Raw genomic sequence first — 23196 nt, 5'->3', positions numbered from 1 at the left:
CTATGAGATATCTACCATCGTTAATGTTAGCCGCATTTGCATTTATGTTTTTGGCAGGAACGCCTGCGGCGCAGGAAACGCCAAAATGGAATGTGATCTGTCAGGATGACAGCAATCCACAAAGCTGCCGAATGACGCAGAATCACTACGTTCAGCAGAAAACTAAAGACGGCAAAACGGTAACTGGCAAGATTTTGAGCGCCACCATTATTTATCTGGCCGATAAAAAAACAGGAGAGCGGCACCCACATCTCAGTCTTCAATTGCCACTGGGAGTGGATTTGAGGCCTGGTCTCATTTACCGGATTGATGATGGGGAACAGCAAAAAAGATCTTTCCTTAGATGTACTAAATCTGGCTGCGATGCTGCCTTTCAGGTGGATGATCAGCTTTTGGAAGCAATGCTGGGGGGCAACGAGATGCTCGTCGGATTTCGCGGTTGGGGCGCTCAGCAGGTCACGGTTGTGAAGCTCACGCTTATTGGCTTTACCAAGGCCTTCTCAGCTCTTGGATAAAAAATAGAGAAATCAATCTTCAATTTTCCAAATATTGGGTGGAAAAAAGGATGGGTTGAGTGCTACTTTTGGTGCAAATAAATCTATCAGGTTAAGACCTTGGACAATAGCAGGGGTATGCGAATGTTGGTCGCACAGAAAAATTGCTCGTTTAAAAAAGCGTTGATGGGAGGCATGTCAATCATGGCCTTCACATCCATGTTGGCTGTAAGTGGATATTCGTTGGCTGCCGAGATCGTGGATGGCGCTACAATTATAGCGGATGATGCTGCTGGTTTGACAGAGACTAATGAAGCCGGTGCTGTTGGAGTGACTCTGGACGCATCGGGCGGGTCTTTCACGATAGGTGCTGATGCAACACCATCTTTAACGGTGGATAACCCTGCAGGTCAAGCAGACCTGACCGTAACGATCACATCAACGAATTCAACTTCAGTTACATTCGCTGATGACGTTTTAGTTGCTGATGACGGGGACGATAATAACGATACTTTGAAAATTAATGTCACCAGCGGTAACGTGATTTTCCAAGGCAGCATAGAACCTGATGGATCAGATAATGTTGCCATTACGCTCGGTAACACTGCAAAAGCCACAGCCACGATGCAGGTGAATACCGTCAACAATGAAAATATAATCATCACTGCGGATATTGATGCGGCAAGTGAGGATGATAGTGTTACTCTAGCGCTTGCCAATGCGGATAACATAAATGACAATGTCATAACCTTTGCTGGCAATATTGGTTCTGTCGAAGCAATTGATTCCATTTCCATAGGTGGACCTGTAACAGCAGTGTTTGAAGGTACTGTTGATGCAGGCAACATTGCAGTCTTTAGTACAAAATCGGTAACGTTCGAAGATGATGTGACTGTTACATCACTTACTTTCTCCGCTGATGGAACTGTTAATCTCGTCGGTGGTAAATCGATCACTGGCGCAATAAGTACAACGGCTGCAGATCAAGGTACGCTAAATATTCAAGATATTGGTGGTGCGAACGTTACCGTTGTATCTGGAGCGGTGGGCGGCCTCAACGCCTTGAATAAAATCACAGTGGATACAGGAAATGCTGGCGGTACAGCTAAGTTCGGCGGCAACGTATCAGCGAAAACCATCGAAATTAGCGGTACAGAAACGGTTGAAGTCGCTGGCAATGTGACAGGGGCTGTTGAATTTTCCACAGATGCAACCCTTGTGATCGCTGAAGATAAGCGTATTACAGGAACTGTGGACAACAAAAGCGGTGGTGATGGTGTTGGCACGCTGACCTTCTCCAAAGCGGATGAAATGGGAGACACAACGCTTGTTTCGACTTTTATTAACGGGAAAGTTGGTGAAACTCACTCTCTTAAAACTATAGATATCACAACTGGTGATAAAACAATTGGCTTGTTTGGCGATACTGTAAATGCTGATCAAATTGTTGTTCGAGGTGATGGAGGTGTACAATTTGCAGGCAATGTAGATACGTCAAACGGGACAGGTATTTTATTTGATGAAGACGCGGCCGTTACTTTTAACCCAGACGTGGTATTGGACGGTGATATTACAACGGACACAGATGGTCAGGGTCAGGTAGGCTTTACCGCGAATACTGATGACATCACTCTTGTTACTGGAGATATTGGTTCTGGCGTTGCGCAATTGAAGTCTGTAGCCGTTATTCCAGGCGCAGGAAAAGTTGCAACATTTGCCGGTACCGTGAATGCGCAAGACATTAACATCAATGGAACAGGCACCGTTTCTTTTTCTGATGATGTAACAGGTACTGTGAATTTCACGCAAGATGGTACGGTTACTGTGGCTGCGGGTAAAAGTCTGGAAGACGTAGATAACACGCATGATTCAGATGTCGTGGGTACATTGAACATTGCCGATGCCGGTAGCGTGTCGGGTGACATTGGCGCTACCGAAGAAATCAAAGCACTTATTGCAGATACAAAAAGTGGCACTGTGAATCTTGGGGGGGATATCAATGTTCACGATGTCACAATTACTGAAGCAAATGGAATTCAGCTAGCCGCAGGTAAAACACTGAATATTTCTGGTGACGTGACATCTGGGACAGGTGGAGTTGATACCAATGGCGGTGATATTAAGTTTAGCGGTACAACCGAGCAAAATATCGCATTGGATATTGAAGGTATGGCGGGTGATGCCATTCTTGTTGAAAACAGCAAAGCTGAAGTGATTTTTGCTGAAACGATTACCGATTTTGCTGGTGATGTCGTTATTGGAGCCACATTCAAAGGCGCTTTCCTAAAAACTGCGAAAGTCGAGAACATTGATTTGGATGGTGAAATCCGGGTGGAAGAGACGATCACTGTTGATACAAATCTTGATTTAGCTGACGGTGCAGTGATTACGCTTGGAAACGGAATTGAGGATACAGAAACCGCATTCATTGTGGGTGGGGTAACCTCAGCAGGCACCACTACTGTCAATCTACCGGCTACCTTTAATTCAGGAAAAATTGTACTGTTTGATGGTGCTGTTGATGTTAGTGGGGAAATTGCAAATCTTTCTGTTACAGATAATGCCCTTATTACATACGCGCTTTCTGCAAACGGTAATGATGTGGAAATTACGGCAACAGCAAGAACTGCGGCGGAGACAGCATCAGAACTTGGATCTACAGTCGATGTAGCCACAGCGTTGCCGCAAGCGGTAGCTTCTGCGGATGCCGCTGATGCGACCGGTGCCGCTGCATTGAATGAAGCATTAAACACGGGTGGAGCTGATGCGACGCTTGCCGCAGAACAGGTTGCAGTGCAGGCGGATGCCTTGGGTGGTGTTACAACATCAAATATCGCAACCTCAACACAAGTCTTTAGTGTCGCCTCAAACCGCTTGGCGAGCCTTCGTTTTGGCGCGCAATATGGTCAAACTGTTTATGAGGGCCTTGCCACCGGTGATTATGATTCCAAAGGGATCGGCATGTGGTTGCAGCCATTTGGTAACTGGTTATCGCAGGATGCTAGCGGCGGTGTTGATGGATATGATGCAACCACTTACGGCCTCTCAGGCGGTGTGGATACCTTCATGGATAAGGAACGTCAGTATCGTATTGGTGCGTCTCTGTCCGTTTCCCAAACAGAGGTTGAAGGTGATGGTGCCGGTAAATCCAATATCGATATCAATAGTTATCAGTTCACGGTCTATACCGATTTTACCGGGAAGGCGTATTATGCGGATCTGATGGCGGGTTATGCATATAACAGTAATGAAACGCGGCGCGTGATCAATTTTGGTGGTCTCGATCGTGACGTAACTGGCGACTATGTGTCTCATCAGTTCATGATTGCGGGTAATGCTGGTATTCCGCTTCATCTCCGCGGCACGGCTTATTTTACGCCGTCTGTTGGGTTTAACTACACCCATGTTGAAGGTGAAGAATATACTGAAAATGGCGGCGGCGGGTTTAGCCAGACAGTTGATCCAGATGCGATTAATGTCTTTATCACGTCTGCAAATGTTAAATTGCATTCCAAAATCCGGATGGAAGAAGCCTATCTGGTGCCATCGATCACGGGTGGCGTGAGCTATGACCTTATTGGGGATACAGCGAGTGCAACGGCCACTTACACCGGTGGTGGCGCGGCCTTTAAGGTCGATGGGGCGGATGTGGAGCAGTTTGCAGGTAACCTTGGGTTTGGCTTGGGGTATGAAATGGATGGCTTCCGTGTTGGCTTCAATTACGATGCCGAATTGAAGTCTGGATCCATCGGTCATTCCGCAAGATTTGAGGCCCGCGTCGATTTCTAAATCGATAAGTGATTTTCGATAAAAACCCCGGTCTTGTGCCGGGGTTTTTTATAGAAGGTATAATGATATGACGACCTATGACGACATCCCATATCCCAGTTATGGATACCCTCAGGCAACACCCTCTGCCATGTCGGCAATCGGGCAGGTATTTAGTTTATCTCCAGCGGGTATTGAGAAGGCAACGGTATTGGAGATAGGATGTGCATCTGGTGGGAATATCATTCCACTGGCCGTCCAATATCCAGATGCGACATTTGTTGGCGTTGACCTATCAGAAAATCAAATCGCTCAAGCGAATGCGCTGGTTGCAAAATTGAACCTCACGAACGTCACCTTTATCGCGGGTTCGATTGATGAAGTGGAATTTCCTCACGAGACTTACGATTACATCATGGCGCATGGTGTTTTTTCATGGGTGCCGTCATTTGTTCAGGATGCGATCTTGAAAATATGCGGGGAGCGGTTGAGCGATAATGGACTTGCTTATCTCAGTTACAATACTCTGCCCGGCTGGAATGCCGTGAAAACAGTTCGGGATATGATGCTGTACCATGGACAAAGGTTTTCCGATCCTGCCAAAAAAGTTCGTGAAGCTCGGCAAATGCTGAAATTTGTAGCTGATAACCTTGGGTCTTCTTCAGGAGCGTATAAAACACTTTTAGAACAAGAGGTTAAAACGCTTCAGAATGCAGATGACAATTATCTGCTGCACGATCATTTGGAAGCAATTAACGAGCCTTGTTATTTCCATGAGTTTATGAGCCGTGCCAATGAAGCGGGCCTTTCATATGTAGGGGATAGTGAGCTGCCGTCCATGTACCTTGGGAACCATAGTGATAAGGTGAAGAAAACGCTCGCTCCCATGACCAACGTGATAGAGCAGGAACAGTATCTGGACTTTATCTCCAACCGCCGTTTCAGAATGACGGTGCTTACCCGAAAAGGGCATGAAATTAAGCGCTCCATTTCCAGCGAAGTTGTGAAGAAACTCTGCTTGATACCATTGTTCGGTATAACACCCGATCAACCAAATGATCAGGAGCTTCGCATTAAGCGTTTGAAAGAGCCTGAGCTGATTGCGACTATTTCTGGGGAGGTCGCAGTCGGGGCTTACAAAGAGATAATAAACGCCTTTCCCAAGATGCTGTCTTTTGATCAGGTTTTCTCCAGACTTGAAAAGAAGTTGGATAAATCCAGCGAAGAAATTGAACGGGATTTGTCCAATCTTGTTGTTCGTTTTCTGTTTTCCGGATTGCTCGCTGCGCGGGCAGACGCCGCCCCGATCGCGAGTGAAGTTAATGAGAAACCAGAGGTTTTTTCTTATGCCCGCCTTCAAGCTGAAAAACAGGATGTGGTGACAAATTTAAAGCATGATCAGATAAAGCTGAAAGTGGATCAACGGATATTGCTTCAATATCTGGATGGTAAAAATGATGCAGAGAGAATTCGGAAGGAACTCTTAAAGCACATTGCAAGCGGTGAGTTGAATTTGAACAAAAACGGGGATGTCGTGGCCGCTGATAGCCCGGAAATCGATACCATTTTAAAGACATATTTGGATGCTCAATTTGGCTTCTTCTTAAGAAATAGTTTGTTGATTGAGAATTAGATGATGTTCCGAAATGTCGTAGCTGTTTTTGCTCTATTGATGGTCCTGACGGGTTGCTCGTCTTTCTCTGTTGATGAGCGAAGAGCAAAAGCATCCAAAATAGCTGCTGAGGGAAATCTAGCTCCTCTGGTTGTCGCAACCAGATCATTTATGTTGCAGGGCTTTTGGAGATTACAGGCGCAGCCTGAATATCCCACAGTTTATATAGAAGGGGATGGGCTCGCTTTTGTGAGCGGACGGCCGTCATTTAACCCAACACCACGAAATCCTGTTGCCTTGCGGTTGGCCGCGGTCGATCAAAGCGCGGATGTCATTTACCTTGGGCGTCCGTGTCAGTATGTAGACTTAAAGAAGGAAGGTAACTGCCAAAGTAAGTACTGGACCTCTCATCGATATTCAAAAGAGATTGTTGAAGCCTATGAGACGGTTTTGGATAACTTAAAAAGACAAGCAGGGGTAGGAGGATATCACCTGGTAGGGTTTTCCGGCGGCGGCGCAATTGCGACCCTTTTGGCGGCAAAACGCGATGATATCCTGAGCCTCAAAACCGTTGCAGGAAATCTGGATATTGTTCAACATTCCAATTTGCACAAAGTTAAGCAGCTCCATGGCTCGCTCAACCCAGCTGATTACGTCCGCGACCTTCGCCATATGCCCCAGCGTCATCTGGTGGGCGGTAAAGACGATAATGTCCCGCCAGTTATTGCTGAGAGTTTTGTTGCAAAACAAGGCGCTGAGAACTGCGCTTTTATTCGAATGGTTCCCAATGCGTCCCACAATAAAGGGTGGGAGAGTATTTGGCGCGAAGAGCACCGGCGCAACGCTGGTTGCCGCAATAAATTCTAGGGTCAAGTTGGCTTAAAGATTATTTTGATCCTGTCAGGTTATTCCTGTAAAAGTACAGCCAACTTCAATAATTAAGCCGTCTAGAGAGATTTTCGGATGACAAGACATCTTATTACTTCTGCCCTCCCATATATTAATGGCGTCAAGCATTTGGGAAATCTGGTGGGATCCATGTTGCCGTCCGACCTCTACGCAAGATATTTGCGTGCACGTGGGGAAGAGGTTCTTCTGATCTGCGCGACAGATGAGCATGGCACCCCGGCAGAGCTCGCAGCGCGTGCCGCTGGCCAGGCGGTTGAAGATTTCTGTGCGGAACAGCATGAGGTTCAAAAAGGTCTAGGTGACGCCTTCGCTTTGTCTTTTGACTATTTCGGCCGTTCTTCATCTCAGCAGAACCATGAGCTGACCCAGCATTTTGGGAATAAGCTGTTGGAAAACGGGTTTATCGAAGAACGTGTGACAAAGCAGGTTTTCTCCATCGATGATGATCGTTTCTTGCCGGACCGGTATGTGGAAGGAACCTGTCCGCATTGTGGATATGACAAGGCACGTGGTGATCAGTGTGAAAACTGTACGCGTCTTTTGGACCCTACAGATCTTGTTGATCCGCGCTCTGCCATCTCTGGCAGTAGCAATCTGGAGGTGCGTGAAAGCAAACATCTCTTTCTGCTGCAATCCAAATTGGCAGATGAAATTCGCGAGTGGGTGAACAAACATAAAGACTGGCCAAATCTGGTGTCCTCCATTGCGCTTAAATGGCTGGATGAAGGCCTGCATGACCGTGGTATTACCCGTGATCTGAAATGGGGTGTTCCTGTGGGGCGCGAAGGCATGGAAGACAAAGTCTACTATGTCTGGTTTGATGCCCCTATTGAATATATCGGCGCTACCAAGGAATGGGCGGATGAAGATCCTGACAACCGTGATTGGAAGTCCTGGTGGTACGAAGCAGAAGATGTCCGATATACAGAATTTATGGCGAAGGATAATATCCCTTTCCATACAGTGACTTTCCCGGGGACCCAACTTGGTAGTCGTGAACCATGGAAGATGGTTGACTTCATTAAGGGATTTAACTGGTTAAATTATTATGGTGGTAAATTCTCCACCAGTCAGCAGCGCGGTATCTTTATGTCCGACGCGATTGAGATGCTGCCTGCGGATTATTGGCGTTATTATCTGCTAGCCAATGCGCCAGAAAGCTCAGATAGCAGCTTCACTTGGGATGGTTTCTCCGGCACTGTGAATAAAGACTTGGCGGACACGCTGGGTAACTTTGTAAACCGTACCTTGAAGTTCTGTAACTCCAAATTTGGCCTCGCTTTGCCTGAAGGCGGCGAATATGGAGAGGCAGAAGCCAAACTCGCAGAGGATCTGGCGAAACGCGTTGCGGCTTACAATACGCATATGGATGAACTGCAGATCCGTAAAGCCATGCAGGAGCTGCGGGCTATCTGGGTGATGGGGAATGAATACCTGACAGAGGCAGCCCCTTGGACGGCGTTTAAGACGGATCCTGTTGCGGCGGCTGTATCATTGCGCGCAGCCATTAATCTGATCCGTGTGTTTGCGATTTTGAGCGCACCTGTAATCCCGTCTGCGGCGAAAACACTATCCGACGCCTTGGGTCTTGATCTGAATGAGCGGTCATGGCTCAGCGATGACATGGTTGCTGAACTATCCACATTGAAGGCAGGACACGCGTTCGAAATTCCGGACGTTCTTTTCAGTAAAATCAGTGATGATCAGGTCGCTGAATGGGAAGAGAAATTTGGCGGAAAAGAGTAAGTTTGGGCGGAATTTTGTGAAAAATTCTGCCTATTACTTAACTGCGATTTAAGGCTTTTTTGCTAACTTTGCACCAAATCGGAAGGTGCAGAGTATGGCAAAGCGTAGACTTTCATTAAAGATATTCCGCCGTTTGCGGAAAGAACAGGATGGAACGACCGCCGTTGAGGTGGCGTTAATCGCCCCTGTTTTGATCGTTATTCTTTTCGGTCTTATTGAGATGAGCATTGCCATGTTCGTGAACACGGTAATTGAAGGCGGTTTGCGTGACGCTTCCCGGGTTGGTCTTACCGGACTTGAAACGGATGGGATCAGCCGAGAGCAGACAATTGTCAATATTGTGAATGACGCCTCTCTTGGTTTGGTCGATCTGAAACTGACCGACATTTCTTCAAAAGTATATCCGAGTTTTGGAGATATCGGGATGCCGGAGCCCTATACAGATGAAAACGGGGACGGGGAATATACCGCCGGCGAAGATTTTGATGACATCAACGGAAATGGTGGTTGGGATAACGATATGGGTGTCGCGGGCCTTGGCGGCCCAGGTGAGATCGTTCTTTACACAATCCGCTATAACTGGAATTTCCTGAGCGGAGAATTGGTTCCCGTTCTGAAGGGGATTATCCCCTTGAGCGCCTCTATGGTTGTTCGCAACGAGCCATTCTAAGGGCAGGGGGTTAGTAAAATGAAGAAGCTACTTGTTCTTGATCGCCTTAAGAAGGCAAAAAAACAATTTTCCAGTCTGTTAAAAGACAGCTCGGCGGTGGCAATGGTTGAATTTGCCATGATCCTGCCGATGTTGACAGTTTTGACACTGGGCAGCTTTGAAGTAGCGCGTTATGCGCTGTTGACACAAAAGTTGGATCGCGTGTCGGCGACGATGGCGGACCTTACTGCGCGCGCAGAGGCGCTTAGTGCGGATGAGGTTGATAACCTTTTTAATTCTACAGACCATCTCGCACAGCCATTTGATTTTGCTACTGGTGGCATGGTGGTTATTTCCTCCATTGTTGGCCGGGCAAATCAGGCACCTTTGATCATTGGACAGCGCAGCCGTGGTTCTATTCCGGACGTGGAAAGCGTCATTGGGACAAATGGCGGTACAGCTACCCTTCCTGATGTGTTTAAGGATGCGAATGATCAAGTGCTTCAAGATGGGGAAGGTCTCATCGTTGCAGAAGTGTTTTATGACTATGAGCCATATCTGACGCTCGGCTCCGGGTTGTTGGATGGGTTTCTGGGGGATATGATCATTTATCGCCGTGCCTTCTTCCGTCCACGTCTGTCAGAGCAGACAACCTTTAACTAAAGCTCATCTATTCCTGTAGAAGAGCATAGCCCGCTATCCGCGGGCTTTTTACTACGCTGAAGTCTTATGGATGAATTGATATGACGAGAGGCAAAAATAAAGCCCACCGGATGGTGGGCTTTATCATTTGGAAGTGATTTCTTCTTATTCTTTAATGCGCAGGTTACTGAGCTCCTGGCCGATAGTGCGGAAGGCTTCTTTGAGCGCTTCTTTTGTCGGTGAATTAAAGAAGTGGTTCGGTGATGTCGCGCAGTTCCGATAGAGATTCTCATTACCGTCCTTAAACTTAATCGTATAAACGATAATGCCTTTGGCCTTCATCGCTGAGCAAACCTGCGAAAACTTGCTATCAATGCGATCACGGTAATAACTGGTGGATGTGTAGCGCAAACGGCCATCGGCGTTGGTATAAGAATCCCAGCTATTAGAGCCACCGGTAATTGAGTAATTACTTTTCTCCTGGCGGGAGTAGGAGTTGTAATCGAAATAATATCGATTGCCGCCATGGCTGAAGATTGTGTTTTCACCGTCTGTCATCATAATGACCGCTTTGTCGATCAGTGGTTCATCATAATCTTTTGGCAGAGTTGGATCCATGCCTGCCCACAAACCACGCCAACGCGGTGAAATAGCGCGCCAGCCCCAAACCATACCGACGTTACCCATGGTGCCACCGCTGAACCAAGGACGAAGTTCATCAATTTTCGCCTTGATGGTGGTTTTCTCTTTGGTCAGAGGGAGGATGGCTGAAGGGCACCCGGCATTTGGGCCACGACCAACAGAGTTGTAGAAACTCCTCCAGTCAGTAACGTCTGCCTCATCTACATGATAGATAGAGCCAGCATTATTACCGATCCAGCGGTTGTCTTCATCACGGTAATCACTGCTGAAGTCGTGGTGACCGTTGTAATAAAGGTAGGGAACAAAATCACTGTTTGGCGGGTTATCTGTCAAATCAATGGTGCCACCGTCAAGATGATCCCGCATTTCAACACAGCCTTTCCAACCGTAATTGGTGTCTGTTGCTAAATCACCATTAACATCAAAGCCTAGGCTTTTTCTGTAATCTGTATCGTCATAATATTTGCTGCGACCGCCGCCACTGCCGGTAATGATATTGTTGCGATGCGATGTCTTAAGAAAACCAATATTGTTATACCCTACATTTACCTGGGTAACGTATGGCACAATACTGACCCAAAGGTTTTTCTGAGTTTCTTTTTCACCATAAAGAATATCGACAAGATCGTGCGCGGCTTCCTTCAAGGCAACAATGCGCATGTTGCTGTCACCTTGATTGTAGCTGTTGTTATCTGCATCACGTGCCATGGAGCCGGTGTTATCCAGTACCATCACCAATTCCAGGCCACGATTAACGCGATTAATGACGGTGCGGGCACCTACGGTCATCTTGTCCTTGCCAAGGACATTCATAAAGGTAGTTTTAAAATCCGCGTGAACTTTCAGTTCAATATTTTCGCGTGATGTATCCCAAGAAATATCCAAAGCAGAAACATTGGCGTCCATGTATCCCGCAGGCATGTTTGCATCAAAGAACATCTGAGCATCTGCCTTCACTTTTGCCTCTTCAGAGAAAACAACGCGACCGGCCGCAAGTCCAGCTGCGTCCAGTGCCGTTGAAAGCTGTGATTTCAAGACATAAGCGCGTGCCAGATCTATCGATAGGCCTATGGCACCAAAAATAGGAATAGCCAGCAAAGTGAGGACAATCGCCGAAATTCCGCGGGTGTCTTCTGCCAGTTCTTTAAATTTGCCAATAATAATGTGCAATGGAGTATGTGAATACATATCACACCTCATAAGAATAATATTTCAACATTGCCTTTAATTTAAAATTCAAACGTTAAAATCACCTAAAAAAGGAGATTCAATTTGATTTAAAGTTACTGAAAATATATTTGCGAATACTTAGGTGTTTTCACTCTTATTAAATAAATAAACAAAATTGAATTGTAAAAATAAACAATAAAAAAAGTAAAAATTTTATCATTATTGATTTGTTAACCATATAAATAGGAAACATAAAATTTTATATATTTATCAATATTTTAATTCAGGAAAAAAGTTGTGTTTTTAACTATTGATTAATTTTTATCTGGCAATTTAATCCTCAGAAGCAAGGCGAAAGTAAAACTTTGGCAGCTTCATCGATTAAGAGCTTCTCTAAACTTGTGAGTGAGGAGTTCACATTTAGAAAAGCTTTCGGGGTTGAGAGCATATGCCAAGGGCGACAGCCCTTCGCTTTGAGATTAGGAGATTTGAGATGATTAAAATGTTCCGCGCTTTTGTTAAAGACGAATCTGGTGCAACAGCTATTGAGTACGGTCTGATTGCAGCTTTGATCGCACTGGTTGGTGTTGTTGCCTTTACGGCTCTGGGTGACACAATTTCATCATCCTTCAGTGAAGTCGCTGAAGCCCTCTGTGAAGGCGCTGGCGGTACTTACACACTTACGACTACAGGCACAGGTTCTTGTGTATTCTCATAATGTAGTATGAAAATTGAGGGCCGCACATCTGGTGCGGCCCTTTCACGTTTAGGGGTATTCCGGGAGGTGGTTATGTTGTTGTTTGTTCTAAATAAATTGAAATCAGACACAAATGGCGCAACCGCGATGGAATATTGCCTGATCGCTGCGCTGGTGGCTCTTGCGGGCATCATTGCTTTTACGGCCAGTGGCGATTCAATATCAGCGACATTCGCAGATATTACTGAAGATTTTTGTACCGCAGTTGGCGGTAGCTTTACTCTGACAACTTCAGGCAGCGGTAGCTGTACTTTCTAGAGTTAGAACACGCAGGATTACCCGAAATATGATCTGGGAAAAGTACTTGTACCTTGCGGTTGTTCTTGCGGCCTTCTTATTAACTATGTTGGCGGCATACTCTGACTGGAAATCCTACAAAATTCCAAACTATATCAGTCTGGCTCTCATAGCTTTGTTTCCTGTCGTTTTCTGGCTGTCTCCCGTTGAAATTTCATGGATCGACTCGCTTATTGTCGCGGGTGTGACATTTGTTGTGGGCTTTATACTCTTTGCCATTGGTGGTTTTGGCGGGGGGGATGTGAAGCTTATTGTCGCGTTAAGTTTATGGGCGGGAAGTCAGTTTATTGTCCCTTTTATGGTCGCCATGGTTTTGGCTGGCGGCGGCTTGGTGATTGTTGTTCTGATCCGGGAAGTTATTCGTGGTGATAAAGAACTTTCGGTACGCGCCAGAGTGAAAGCCTCCCTTCGCGCGAAGACACCAGTTCCATACGGTGTAGCGATCGCTTTGGGAAGTTTGGTGATCTTCTATAGATACGCAGAATTTAGCGAGAGTTTTAGTTAATTTATAAGATTAACGTCAAATTAATCCGCCCTGTATTAAAACAAGAATCATTCGTAAATTTGGATAGTTACAATGGCACGCAAGCTTCTATTGATCATATTCGCACTGCTGATTGCAGGTTCCACTGTCTGGTTTGTCAGAAACTGGGCCGGTAATCAAGGTAACGTTGCTGTGCAACAACCTGCGGAAGCGCCTCAGGTCGTCCAAAAACGGGAAATTAAGAAAATCCTTGTCGCTGCGCAAAACCTTCCCGCCGGTACTCTGGTTCGGGAAAATCATGTGAAATGGCAGGAATGGCCTGAAACTGACGGTCTGGAAGAGCAATATGTGGTTGAAAACTCCCGACCAGTAGATGAGTTCTATGGTACTGTTGTTCGTAGCGGACTTTCTGCAGGAGAACCTATCACAGATAGTCGTATGGTGAAGCCGGGTCAGCAGGGTTTTCTTGCCGCTGTGTTGAAGCCTGGCAAAAGAGCTGTTTCCATACAAGTTGATGAAACAACTGGCGTTGCGGGATTTATTTTTCCAGGTGACCGCGTGGATGTGATCTTGACGCTTGAGATCATTCAGGAAAATACCGAAAGCTCCCGCCCGCGCCACGCAAGTGAGACCATCCTGAGCAATGTGCGTGTTGTTGCAATGGATCAGAGCACTGACGATCAGGAGCAACAGGTTGTTGTTCGTCGAATTGCAACATTGGAAGTTACTCCAAAACAAGTCGAAAAAATTTCAGTGTCCCGTGCACTTGGACGTTTGTCGCTGTCTCTTCGCAGTATCGCAACGAGCGGAGATAGCGGCGAGACCGGAGGGTTTACGTGGGACAGTGATGCAAGTTCGTTGATCGCAAAACCAGCAGCAAGCGGGAAAGCTGCGGATAAGGTTATGGTGATCCGCGGCGGTGACTCTCAGAGTAAAGAGTTCAAGTAGGGGTTTGAAATGAAAAAGATAATCTTAAGTATTGGACTTTGCTTCAGTCTCCTGTTCTCAGGCATTGTTAGCGCGGCCACGGTCATTAATGATATTGGTGATCCGATCGACATTACGTTGAATTCAGGCAAGTTGATCCGGTTGGATGACGCAGCAAACTCAGTGTTTGTGGGTAACCCTGAACTTGCAGATGTTCAGGTTCAAAGCCCAACAGTGATCTATGTTTTTGCCAAAAAACCTGGCAAAACAAACCTGTTTGCATTGGATAAAAATGGGCAGGTGTTGTTAAATTCGCCGGTAACAATCCGGCATGACATCGCGTCTTTACAGCAGGCCCTTCAGGATATTGATCCTAAACGGACAATTAAAGCCATCTCCATGAAAGAGGGTATTATTCTGACAGGGCGCGTGCCCACGTCAAATATGGCTGAGGACGCGCGCCGCCTCGCAGAGTTATATGCACCAGCAACTAACATCATCAATCGGATGGTCGTAGAGGGAGCGCAGCAGGTTAATTTGCGCGTACGTGTCGCAGAGGTTTCCCGTTCGGTTACCAAACAGCTTGGTGTGAACTGGGAAAATATTTCAAATTTCGGTAAGTTTACGGTTGGTAACTTTGCCGGACCAGAAACCATCTCAGATGACGGAAACATTCTTTTCAATAGTGCGGTCAAGAGCCTGTTCTTTGGCTTTAATGATGGCAATGTCGGTATTAATGGTATGGTTCAGGCGTTAGAAGACGATGGCCTGATTACTGTATTAGCTGAGCCAAACTTGACAGCCTTATCAGGAGAAAGCGCCAGTTTCCTGGCTGGTGGTGAATTTCCAATTCCTGTGCCACAAGAAGACGGTGCCATCAGTATTGAATATAAGGAATTTGGTGTTTCGCTTGATTTTACACCAACACTTGTTGGCAACAACCGCATTAACTTGAAAGTACGGCCAGAAGTTAGTCAGCTTTCATCTGCTTCTGCAATTAATGTGGGCGGCATTTTTATTCAATCCTTGCTGACACGCCGTGCGGATACAACGGTTGAGCTAGCCAGTGGTCAGAGTTTTGTTCTTGGCGGCCTTCTGAACAGCGATTCAGATAATAACGTTTCCCGCACCCCACTTTTGGCTGAACTTCCGATTATTGGTGCTTTGTTCCGCTCAACAGCGTTCCAACGTAACGAAACGGAATTGATCATCATTGTGACGCCGTATCTGGTGAAGCCGGTGAATTCTGAAATCGCCCTTCCAACAGACGGCTATGTTCCACCTAACGACAGAAATTTGTTTGGTAGCGGTGATACCTTCCGTCCAACAGAAGAAACCACCGGACAGCAAAATACGCCAGCGCCGACAGATACAGCAAAACCAGCCCCAGATCAGGCGGTTAAACTGATTGGCCCTGCCGGATTTATTATGGAGTAGTGACATGATGAAGTTATGGAAAAATACTCAAAATCTTGCAGGCATTGGTCTTGTTGCATCGGCAATGGCGTTGAGCGGTTGTGGAGCGATTGACCCAGAGACTGGTGAAGAACGTCTTCGGGCAAACCCATATAACTCCCAAATGTCCAAAAAAATTCATGTGGATCGTTTGACGCCCGTTCTGGTGGTGAATTTCAAACAGGCTCAGGGTGAGTTGAGCGATATGGAAAAAGGCCGTATTCTGGGATTTATGGATGCCCAGAAAGCGCCTTATGGATCCGAAATGCAGGTTGAGCTTCCTGAATTTGATGATCCGGAACGTGTCAATGAAGCCCGCTATGGGGCTATCGGCGCTTTCCTGGAGGATCTGGGTTTTGTCGTAACACCGAAAGTGGTGAAAGACGGCCTTCAGAATTCCCTGCGTGTTTATCACATTAAATATGTGGCGACGGTTGATCCATCCTGTAATGGAAACTGGACTGAGCCGGATGGAAATCGGTTCGAAAACCTGCCTCTTCCTCATATGGGATGTGCAACCGCCTCAGCTTTGGCACGTATGGTGGTGAAACCGAAGGATTTGGTTGAACCCGAGGGTATTCGCGGTACCGACGGTGAGCGCGCGGCGCTTTCCATCTCTAACTACCGCAAGCGGGGAACGACTTCTACAGGTGGTTCTTCCAGCGAAGGAAACTAATTTCCGTTTGAGTAATAGGGTTTAAAGATATGGCAAATGCAGCATCAAACCTGAGTACATTGTTTGGCACCCAAGTCTGTGAAGAACTCATGGCTTTCGTGGACGATGAGCAAACACTCGCCGCGGCACGTGAGGTGGTCGCAGATCGCAGCTTGCCGCAAGAAGCAGTGCAGGATGGCGGTATCACGCAGGCGTTACAGCGCATAGATACAGGCCACAGCCCGAAAGTGGTGCTTGCGGATATCAGCCATAGTCTGGACCCTGAAGGGGATATCACACGCTTGGTTCGCAAAATGGGTCCTTCTAATTCCCTTATTGTACTTGGAACTTCAAATGATGTGAGTGTTTACCGGCGCATGGTCTCCTTGGGAGCAAGTGACTATCTCGTAAAACCTTTAACACCTGAATTGTTTGACGATGCGTTGTCGGGATTGGATAAACAATCTGAGTCGGCAGGTGCCAATCAATTAGGCCGATTAACAGTGCTCGTCGGTGTTCGTGGGGGCGTAGGCGCATCTACATTGGCGACCAACCTTGCCTGGATTATGGCGAATGAGGAGAATCTGTCTACGGCGTTGCTGGATCTGGATCTACATTTTGGAACTTCAACCTTGTCGCTCGATGTGGAAAGCGGGGGTGGTTTCCGCGAAGCACTGGAGAACCCGCATCGTCTGGATAAACTGTTTCTTGATAGTGCAATGACCCGCGCTGGCGATAAGCTCGTCATTCTGGGGACTGAAGAGCCGATTGAAGAGTTTGTAGACGTAAACCCTGATTCAATTGATGCCCTTATCGGAGAAATCAGTCAGGATTACAGTCAAATCGTGGTCGATCTTCCACGGCATTTACTTCCAACACAAGGAGCCCTGCTTGCGGCGGCTGATACGGTTATTCTTGTTTCAGATCAGACGCTTGCAGGTATTCGCGACGTCAATAGGATTACGCAGGCCATGACGTCTCTTTCCACAAAAGGGCGTATTGTAAGGGTTGTTAGCCGTGTCGGCGGTGAAAGAGCGGCTCAGGTTTCAAAAGCGGACTTCCAAAAAGCAATGGAAGAGCCGGTTGATTATTTTGTGCCGGAAGATGCAAAAACTCTGACTGTTTGCGCCAATGCCGGAAAATCAATTCCAAGCGTATCAGAAAAAGGCAATCTGACCAAAATTCTGCGGACTATGGCTGCGGATTTGTCGGATTATCACCCTCCTAAGAAGAAGGGGCTTTTCGGGCTGGTTCTGGGATCCAAGAAAGCGTCGAAAGGATAGTAGAGAGTGAGTTTGTGGCGTTCTTCATCAAGTGCTGATAAAAATCGCCGTTCTGACAGTACCAATCCCTCTCACGCTGCAGGTCAGCAGGGTAGTTCGGAACTGGAGGAGCGCTATTTTACGCTGGCAAAAGAACGTCTTATGGCTGAGATTGATCGGGATGCCAGGCGTTCTGATGTTCTGACAACTGTTAAGTTATTTGTTCGGGAAAAACTTGGCGAAGACCGGATTAATCTTAATGTTCTGGACCAGCGTAACCTGACGACAGCTGTTGCCTCGCGCATTTGGAACGAAATAGAACTTCTGCTGCAGGATGTACCACCAGATGTACCGGTGCATCAAAATGCGACTGATCTCCCTCCTGAAACCACGACACCAAGCGTTACTCAGATTATTGAGGAAGGCGTGACTGTCTTTGGAATGGATGCTGAAGCTCCTGTTGAGGTGAAAGCGCAATTTGAAATTCCCGAGAGTATTCCGCTTCAGGAAACCACGATTTCCGAAGAAGATGAATTTCTTGAAGAACCTGTTGTCCCACTTGCAAGCGATAGCCTGGAAGCCGCTGAACAAAAACCGGAACCAGAGCCAGAAGAGAATAGCAACGCGTTCAAACTGGAGCCTGTAACGGAAGGTTACACGCCACGCGCAGCGACACAGATTGAGGTTACCAAAGAAAAAGTTCAGCCGCTCCTCCTTGAACGGATTGACATTAGCGCAGCCGTGTCCATGGATCGCTTGGATCTGGCCCGCGATATCTCGGATATCGTAGGCGACATCCTGATGGAAGAGCGTATTCAGCTCAATCAACGGGAGCAGCGTGAGCTTATTGAGCGACTTATGCATGATATGCTCGGCCTTGGTCCACTTGAGCCTTTGCTCGCGGACGAAGCCGTAACCGATATCATGGTCAATGGTGCGAAGCAGGTTTATGTTGAGAAAAAAGGTAAGTTGGTTCTTTCTGAATGTCAGTTCAGGGATGACGCTCATGTGATGAGCATTGCGAGCCGGATTGTAAGTCATGTGGGCCGACGTGTGGACGAGTCCAATCCGTTGGTGGATGCACGCCTCGCGGACGGTAGTCGTGTGAATATTATTATTCCACCGCTTGCTATTGACGGACCAAGCATCTCAATTCGTAAGTTTGCCAAACAGAAAATCACCCTTGATGTGATGGAAAGACAAGGCAACCTGTCTCCTTCTGCGGCAACCGTTCTCAGGGTTGCAGGCCGTTGCCGACTTAATATCCTGATTTCAGGTGGTACGGGCTCTGGTAAAACGACAATGCTGAACGCGATCTCTCAATTGATTGATCCAGGCGAGCGTATTGTCACCATTGAGGATGCGGCGGAACTGCAGATGCAGCAGCCTCATGTTGTGCGTCTTGAAACCAGGTCGGCCAATCTTGAAGGCGGCGGTGAGATAACCATGAGGGATTTGTTGAAGAACTCCCTACGTATGCGCCCTGATCGTATTATTCTGGGTGAGATCCGTGGCGGAGAAGCCATTGATATGCTTCAGGCGATGAACACGGGTCACGATGGTTCTTTGTCTACAATTCACGCCAACAGACCCCGTGAAGCGTTGACAAGGCTTGAAAATATGGTGGGTATGTCCGGTGTGAATTTGCCTGCAAAAGCGGTACGCCAACAGATTTCATCAGCTATTGACCTGATTATTCAGGTCAGTCGTATGCGCGATGGTGTGCGGCGAATTACCTATATTTCCGAAGTGGTTGGCATGGAAGAAGAGGTGATCACCATGCAGGATCTCTTCTGGTACGAATATAAAGGGGAAGACAAAGGGGGGCGCCTGTTGGGTGACTTCAAGTCTTCCGGATTACGGCCGCACTTTACACCGCGGGCTGCTTATTTTGGTTTGGATAAGATGTTATTGGGAGCGATGTAATGGACGATCAATTACTTCTGGCACTCGTTGTAGGAGGGGCAACCCTTCTTGTGACACTTATCCTCGGATTTGCGCTAGTGGGCGGCGATAGTAATACTGCCAGTACCAAAAGACGCCTTGCTGAAGTTGGTAGTGGCCACGGTCCTGTTGGCCCGAAACCCACTCAGCGAAATACTGCCCGTCGGCAGGATGATGCCAGCGGCATTAAAATAGTAGATACATTGGTCCGCAAACTGGTTCCAAAGCCAGCTGAACTGAGAAGTCGTCTTGAAAAGACAGGTCGGAAAATCACCATTGGTGAATATTCCCTAATGTGTCTGGTAGTTGTCGCATTTGCCTGGGTTGTCATGCGTTTCACATTTGGCTTTGGTTGGATGTTGACCATCTCTGTGGGGCTCGTTGCCGGGTTGTGGCTGCCCCATTGGACAGTTGGGTTTATGGGCAAGTGGCGCGTTAATAAATTTATGAAGCATTTTCCGGAAGCCATTGAGCTTTTGGTTCGCGGCCTCAGGGCGGGTCTGCCGATCAGTGAAGCCATTGTCACCATCGGAAAAGATGCGCCTGAGCCGATTGCAACAGAGTTTCGCGGTGTCGCTGATGCCATTCGCATTGGTAAAGGTGTGGAAGAAGGGCTTTGGGATGTTGCAAAGCGGATTGATCCGCCTGATTTTAAATTCCTGATTATCGCCATTTCCATTCAGCGAGAAACAGGTGGTAATTTGGCTGAGACACTGGCGGGACTTGCAAATACGTTGCGTAAACGCCGTCAGATCAAGTTGAAGATTAAGGCGATGTCATCTGAGGCGCGCGCGAGTGCCTGGATTATCGGATCCCTGCCGTTCATCATGTTCTTCCTTCTCTGGCTGGCTAATGATGAATATATCTCCATGCTCATCGATGATCCGCGCGGTATCTATATGATTGGCGCAGGCCTCTTCATGATCGGGACGGGGGTAGCCGTCATGTTCAAGATGGTCCGGTTCGAGATTTAAGGAGAAGAGGTATGGATATTACAACACTTCTCCCCGACTGGATGAAATCGGAAGATATTATGGCGATGGTGGCTGGTGTCGCGGCCATGGTGTCCTTCTTGATGATTTGGAATGCATTGCTGGTGAAAGACAATTTACCAGATCGCATTAAGAGCCTTGAAAAGCGCCGTACAAAACTCAAAGACGATATCGTTAATGAGAAGCGGCAGCGAAGCGCTCTGATCGCCAATGAAACACTGATGCACCGCATCGTCAAGAAACTGCGATTGATGAAGGGTGAAGGAGCCCGGCAGATTTCCGCTCATTTGGCGCAGGCCGGGTGGCGGTCAAAAGATGCTTTGGTGACCTACCTTTTTGCCCGTATTTCACTTCCGCTGTTTCTGGGAACGTTCGGTGTTATCTATTTCATCGTTCAAAACCCGTTTGAATGGCCTCTTGCAGGTGGCATCGCCGGGGCTATTGGTATGGCAGTGGTTGGCTATGCCCTTCCGGGAGTTCTGGTGAAAAATCAGATTTCCAAACGATATAAAGAGATGCAGAAATCACTGCCCGATGCACTGGATCTTTTGGTGATTTGTACCGAAGCTGGCCTCAATCTGGATAGTGGATTGGACCGTGTTTGCCGTGAAATTTCAAATTCATCGCCTGAACTTGCAGATGAGTTTGGTCTCACTTCCATTGAGTTGGGCTTTCTGGCAGATCGTAAAGAAGCCTTGATGAACTTGTCAGCTCGTGTTGATTTTCAAGCGATGAACACCCTTGTAAATACGCTTCTTCAAACAGAGAAATATGGTACGCCATTGGCTGTTGCCCTTCGCGTCTTATCTGCAGAAATGCGGGATGAGCGTCTGATGAGAGCAGAAGAAAAAGCAGCGCGATTGCCTGCAATTATGACAGTGCCAATGATTGTTTTTATCCTGCCAGCGCTATTTATCGTGTTGATTGGACCTGCCGTCCTTCGTGCAATTGATGCTTTTAGCGGTTAGTCCACTGTTTGTTTTGCGATGAAATTTCCAATGGCCTCTAAAAACTGGGGGCCATATTTTTCTTGTTTGGTAGCGCCGATCCCTGAAATGTTGGAAAGAGCTGACACTGTATCAGGCTTCTTGTGGACCATTTCTAATAATGTGCGATCAAAGAAGATAATGTAGGGCGGAACATCCGCCTCGCGTGCCAGTTCTAGTCGGACGCGCTTCAATTCATCAAAGAGCTTCTGATCATCTCCATTCTCAAGAATTTTAGGTGAAACGCGTGCTTTCCCGCTCTTTTTATCTTCAATCCGTATAGAGAATTTGACCTCCCCTTTTAAGTAAGGGCGGCATTCTTCTTTAAGCGAAAGCGCGCCATATCCTTCTAAATCCTGATGGATCAGGTTTCTGGCAAGCAGGCTTCGAATGATGAGCTGCCATTCAGAACGGCTGCGGTGTTTTCCTTTCGAAAAAAGTGGCAATTGGTCGTGACCACATTCTACGACCTTATCGCTTTCGTTTCCGATAAGAACATTGATGATGTGACCGGCGCCAAAACGTTGTCCGGTTCTATAGATCCCTGATAGAGCGAGCTGTACATCCGTTGTGACGTCCTGAATATCGGGAGGGGTTAGGCAGTTATCGCAGTTGCCGCAAGGTTCAGAATGTTCATTAAAATAAGACAGCAATATCTGTCGGCGGCATGTGAGTTCTTCGCAGTAGCCGAGCAAGGCGTCAAATTTCTGAAGATCTTGAATGCGTTGCTCATAAGAGGGGTTTTCGCTCAGCAACATCCTTGTGCGGACAATATCCTGCTGCCCATAAATCATCCAGACATTTGCCGGGAGGCCGTCACGTCCTGCACGTCCTGTTTCCTGATAATAGGCTTCCATATTTTTAGGAAGGTCCAGATGGGCGACAAAGCGCACATTGGGTTTATCAATGCCCATCCCGAACGCAATAGTGGCGACCATAATCACCCCTTCTTCTTTGAGGAAATGGGATTGGTTTCTGGATCGTTCTGTAGAGGTTAGCCCGGCGTGATAGGGGAGGGCGTCAAAACCCAACTCACAGAGTTTTGCGGTAATCGTCTCGACCCGCTTTCGGGACATGCAATAAACAATTCCCGCTTCACCGCTATGTTTGCTTTTGATGAAACCTACCAATTGGGTCATCGGATTGGATTTGCTGCTTACATAGTAAGCTATGTTGGGGCGGTCAAAACTGGACCTGAACACAGCACCATATTGAAGCCCTAGTCTCTGGATGATGTCTTTTTCTGTGCGCTCATCGGCTGTGGCGGTTAGCGCCAGGCGGGGAACACGTGGAAATCTCTCTTTCAACTGTTCCAGTTTAAGATATTCAGGTCTGAAATCATGCCCCCAATGTGATACGCAATGGGCCTCATCAATCGCGAACAGGCTTATATTCAGGGTGGTCAAAAAGTCGATAAAACCCGGGGCTGATAAACGTTCAGGGGCGATATATAGAAGTTTGATGCGTCCTTCTTTCAGCGCTGAGAAAATTTGGGCCTGTTCTTCTGGTGGGCAGTTGGAATTTAGGGCTGCTGATGGGATCTCCAATGCTTGAAGAGCGTCTACCTGATTTTGCATCAAGGCAATAAGGGGGGAGATAACAACAGTTGTCCCCTCCATACACAAAGCAGGGATCTGATAGCACAGGGATTTACCACCCCCAGTTGGCATTAAGACAAGGGCATCTCTACCACTTAGGCTGTGGTTTATAATATCTTCCTGATGGCCACGGAAATCGGGGTATCCAAAGATGGATTGAAGAACTTGTCTTGGTGTGTCACTCATACCGTAGTTATAGCGGTTCTT

At 47.2% G+C, this 23196-nt stretch carries 19 protein-coding genes; 17 read left to right on the top strand and 2 right to left on the bottom strand.

The features are described from left to right. Positions 1-2 precede the first annotated feature (2 nt). The 7 genes from GUA87_RS13490 (at position 3) to GUA87_RS13460 (ending at position 9841) form a co-directional block, all read left to right on the top strand. Entirely contained in the window at positions 3-515 is a 513-nt protein-coding gene (locus tag GUA87_RS13490) for an invasion associated locus B family protein (RefSeq protein WP_193717129.1), read from the top strand. Positions 516-638: 123 nt separating this feature from the next. Beyond that, complete coding sequence (locus GUA87_RS13485) at positions 639-4283, top strand: autotransporter outer membrane beta-barrel domain-containing protein (protein ID WP_193717128.1); 3645 nt, start codon at positions 639-641, stop codon at positions 4281-4283. 67 nt (positions 4284-4350) lie between these two features. Then, positions 4351-5895, top strand: coding sequence for a class I SAM-dependent methyltransferase (locus tag GUA87_RS13480; RefSeq protein WP_193717127.1), 1545 nt, complete (start codon positions 4351-4353; stop codon positions 5893-5895). Then, entirely contained in the window at positions 5896-6741 is an 846-nt protein-coding gene (locus tag GUA87_RS13475; RefSeq protein WP_193717126.1) for an alpha/beta fold hydrolase, read from the top strand. Positions 6742-6837: 96 nt separating this feature from the next. Next, on the top strand, positions 6838-8529 hold the full coding sequence (gene metG / locus GUA87_RS13470) for a methionine--tRNA ligase (RefSeq protein ID WP_193717125.1): 1692 nt from the start codon (positions 6838-6840) through the stop codon (positions 8527-8529). A 94-nt stretch (positions 8530-8623) separates the two neighbouring features. Then, the gene (locus tag GUA87_RS13465; protein ID WP_193717124.1) at positions 8624-9199 is read left to right on the top strand and encodes a TadE/TadG family type IV pilus assembly protein; all 576 of its coding nucleotides are present in this window, start codon (positions 8624-8626) and stop codon (positions 9197-9199) included. Between the two features lie 18 nt (positions 9200-9217). Continuing rightward, positions 9218-9841, top strand: a complete 624-nt coding sequence (locus GUA87_RS13460; RefSeq protein ID WP_193717123.1) for a TadE/TadG family type IV pilus assembly protein — start codon at positions 9218-9220, stop codon at positions 9839-9841. Positions 9842-9985: 144 nt separating this feature from the next. Here the strand turns inward: GUA87_RS13460 and GUA87_RS13455 are convergent, their stop codons facing one another. Continuing rightward, the gene (locus GUA87_RS13455) at positions 9986-11650 is read right to left on the bottom strand and encodes a TadE/TadG family type IV pilus assembly protein (protein ID WP_193717122.1); all 1665 of its coding nucleotides are present in this window, start codon (positions 11648-11650) and stop codon (positions 9986-9988) included. A gap of 475 nt (positions 11651-12125) precedes the next feature. On the opposite strand from GUA87_RS13455, the gene GUA87_RS13450 reads away from it, so the two are divergent. From GUA87_RS13450 to GUA87_RS13405, 10 genes are all read left to right on the top strand, one after another. Beyond that, positions 12126-12350, top strand: a complete 225-nt coding sequence (locus tag GUA87_RS13450) for a Flp family type IVb pilin (RefSeq protein ID WP_193717121.1) — start codon at positions 12126-12128, stop codon at positions 12348-12350. 72 nt (positions 12351-12422) lie between these two features. Continuing rightward, entirely contained in the window at positions 12423-12647 is a 225-nt protein-coding gene (locus tag GUA87_RS13445; protein WP_193717120.1) for a Flp family type IVb pilin, read from the top strand. Between the two features lie 28 nt (positions 12648-12675). Then, the gene (locus GUA87_RS13440; RefSeq protein ID WP_193717119.1) at positions 12676-13191 is read left to right on the top strand and encodes a prepilin peptidase; all 516 of its coding nucleotides are present in this window, start codon (positions 12676-12678) and stop codon (positions 13189-13191) included. A gap of 72 nt (positions 13192-13263) precedes the next feature. After that, positions 13264-14118, top strand: coding sequence for a Flp pilus assembly protein CpaB (cpaB, locus tag GUA87_RS13435; RefSeq protein ID WP_193717118.1), 855 nt, complete (start codon positions 13264-13266; stop codon positions 14116-14118). Positions 14119-14127: 9 nt separating this feature from the next. Next, positions 14128-15534, top strand: coding sequence for a type II and III secretion system protein family protein (locus GUA87_RS13430; RefSeq protein WP_193717117.1), 1407 nt, complete (start codon positions 14128-14130; stop codon positions 15532-15534). Between the two features lie 4 nt (positions 15535-15538). Continuing rightward, the gene (locus tag GUA87_RS13425; RefSeq protein ID WP_193717116.1) at positions 15539-16228 is read left to right on the top strand and encodes a CpaD family pilus assembly lipoprotein; all 690 of its coding nucleotides are present in this window, start codon (positions 15539-15541) and stop codon (positions 16226-16228) included. Between the two features lie 29 nt (positions 16229-16257). Next, positions 16258-17490: a cellulose synthase operon protein YhjQ/BcsQ gene (locus GUA87_RS13420; RefSeq protein WP_193717115.1), complete on the top strand. Its 1233-nt coding sequence runs from the start codon at positions 16258-16260 to the stop codon at positions 17488-17490. A 405-nt stretch (positions 17491-17895) separates the two neighbouring features. Beyond that, positions 17896-19395, top strand: a complete 1500-nt coding sequence (locus GUA87_RS13415) for a CpaF family protein (RefSeq protein ID WP_415774800.1) — start codon at positions 17896-17898, stop codon at positions 19393-19395. Continuing rightward, a complete protein-coding gene (locus GUA87_RS13410; RefSeq protein WP_193717114.1) occupies positions 19395-20387 on the top strand; it encodes a type II secretion system F family protein in 993 nt (330 codons plus the stop codon). The genes GUA87_RS13415 and GUA87_RS13410 overlap by 1 nt, the downstream gene beginning before the upstream one ends. Before the next feature lie 11 nt (positions 20388-20398). Next, complete coding sequence (locus GUA87_RS13405; RefSeq protein WP_193717113.1) at positions 20399-21373, top strand: type II secretion system F family protein; 975 nt, start codon at positions 20399-20401, stop codon at positions 21371-21373. Here the strand turns inward: GUA87_RS13405 and recQ are convergent. Beyond that, a complete protein-coding gene (gene recQ / locus GUA87_RS13400; RefSeq protein ID WP_193717112.1) occupies positions 21370-23175 on the bottom strand; it encodes a DNA helicase RecQ in 1806 nt (601 codons plus the stop codon). The genes GUA87_RS13405 and recQ overlap by 4 nt on opposite strands. Between the last annotated feature and the right edge of the window lie 21 nt (positions 23176-23196).

It is taken from the genome of Sneathiella sp. P13V-1 (genome assembly GCF_015143595.1).
Classification (GTDB): domain Bacteria; phylum Pseudomonadota; class Alphaproteobacteria; order Sneathiellales; family Sneathiellaceae; genus Sneathiella.
The sequence above is the reverse complement of the archived record's forward strand: the minus strand, read 5'-3'. Positions and strand labels throughout refer to the sequence as shown.

Coding starts and splice junctions, on each gene's coding strand:
- GUA87_RS13490 (WP_193717129.1), top strand. CDS start 3: ATGAGATATCTACCATCGTTAATGTTAGCCGCATTTGCATTTATGTTT.
- GUA87_RS13485 (WP_193717128.1), top strand. CDS start 639: ATGTTGGTCGCACAGAAAAATTGCTCGTTTAAAAAAGCGTTGATGGGA.
- GUA87_RS13480 (WP_193717127.1), top strand. CDS start 4,351: ATGACGACCTATGACGACATCCCATATCCCAGTTATGGATACCCTCAG.
- GUA87_RS13475 (WP_193717126.1), top strand. CDS start 5,896: ATGATGTTCCGAAATGTCGTAGCTGTTTTTGCTCTATTGATGGTCCTG.
- metG (WP_193717125.1), top strand. CDS start 6,838: ATGACAAGACATCTTATTACTTCTGCCCTCCCATATATTAATGGCGTC.
- GUA87_RS13465 (WP_193717124.1), top strand. CDS start 8,624: ATGGCAAAGCGTAGACTTTCATTAAAGATATTCCGCCGTTTGCGGAAA.
- GUA87_RS13460 (WP_193717123.1), top strand. CDS start 9,218: ATGAAGAAGCTACTTGTTCTTGATCGCCTTAAGAAGGCAAAAAAACAA.
- GUA87_RS13455 (WP_193717122.1), bottom strand. CDS start 11,650: ATGTATTCACATACTCCATTGCACATTATTATTGGCAAATTTAAAGAA.
- GUA87_RS13450 (WP_193717121.1), top strand. CDS start 12,126: ATGATTAAAATGTTCCGCGCTTTTGTTAAAGACGAATCTGGTGCAACA.
- GUA87_RS13445 (WP_193717120.1), top strand. CDS start 12,423: ATGTTGTTGTTTGTTCTAAATAAATTGAAATCAGACACAAATGGCGCA.
- GUA87_RS13440 (WP_193717119.1), top strand. CDS start 12,676: ATGATCTGGGAAAAGTACTTGTACCTTGCGGTTGTTCTTGCGGCCTTC.
- cpaB (WP_193717118.1), top strand. CDS start 13,264: ATGGCACGCAAGCTTCTATTGATCATATTCGCACTGCTGATTGCAGGT.
- GUA87_RS13430 (WP_193717117.1), top strand. CDS start 14,128: ATGAAAAAGATAATCTTAAGTATTGGACTTTGCTTCAGTCTCCTGTTC.
- GUA87_RS13425 (WP_193717116.1), top strand. CDS start 15,539: ATGATGAAGTTATGGAAAAATACTCAAAATCTTGCAGGCATTGGTCTT.
- GUA87_RS13420 (WP_193717115.1), top strand. CDS start 16,258: ATGGCAAATGCAGCATCAAACCTGAGTACATTGTTTGGCACCCAAGTC.
- GUA87_RS13410 (WP_193717114.1), top strand. CDS start 19,395: ATGGACGATCAATTACTTCTGGCACTCGTTGTAGGAGGGGCAACCCTT.
- GUA87_RS13405 (WP_193717113.1), top strand. CDS start 20,399: ATGGATATTACAACACTTCTCCCCGACTGGATGAAATCGGAAGATATT.
- recQ (WP_193717112.1), bottom strand. CDS start 23,175: ATGAGTGACACACCAAGACAAGTTCTTCAATCCATCTTTGGATACCCC.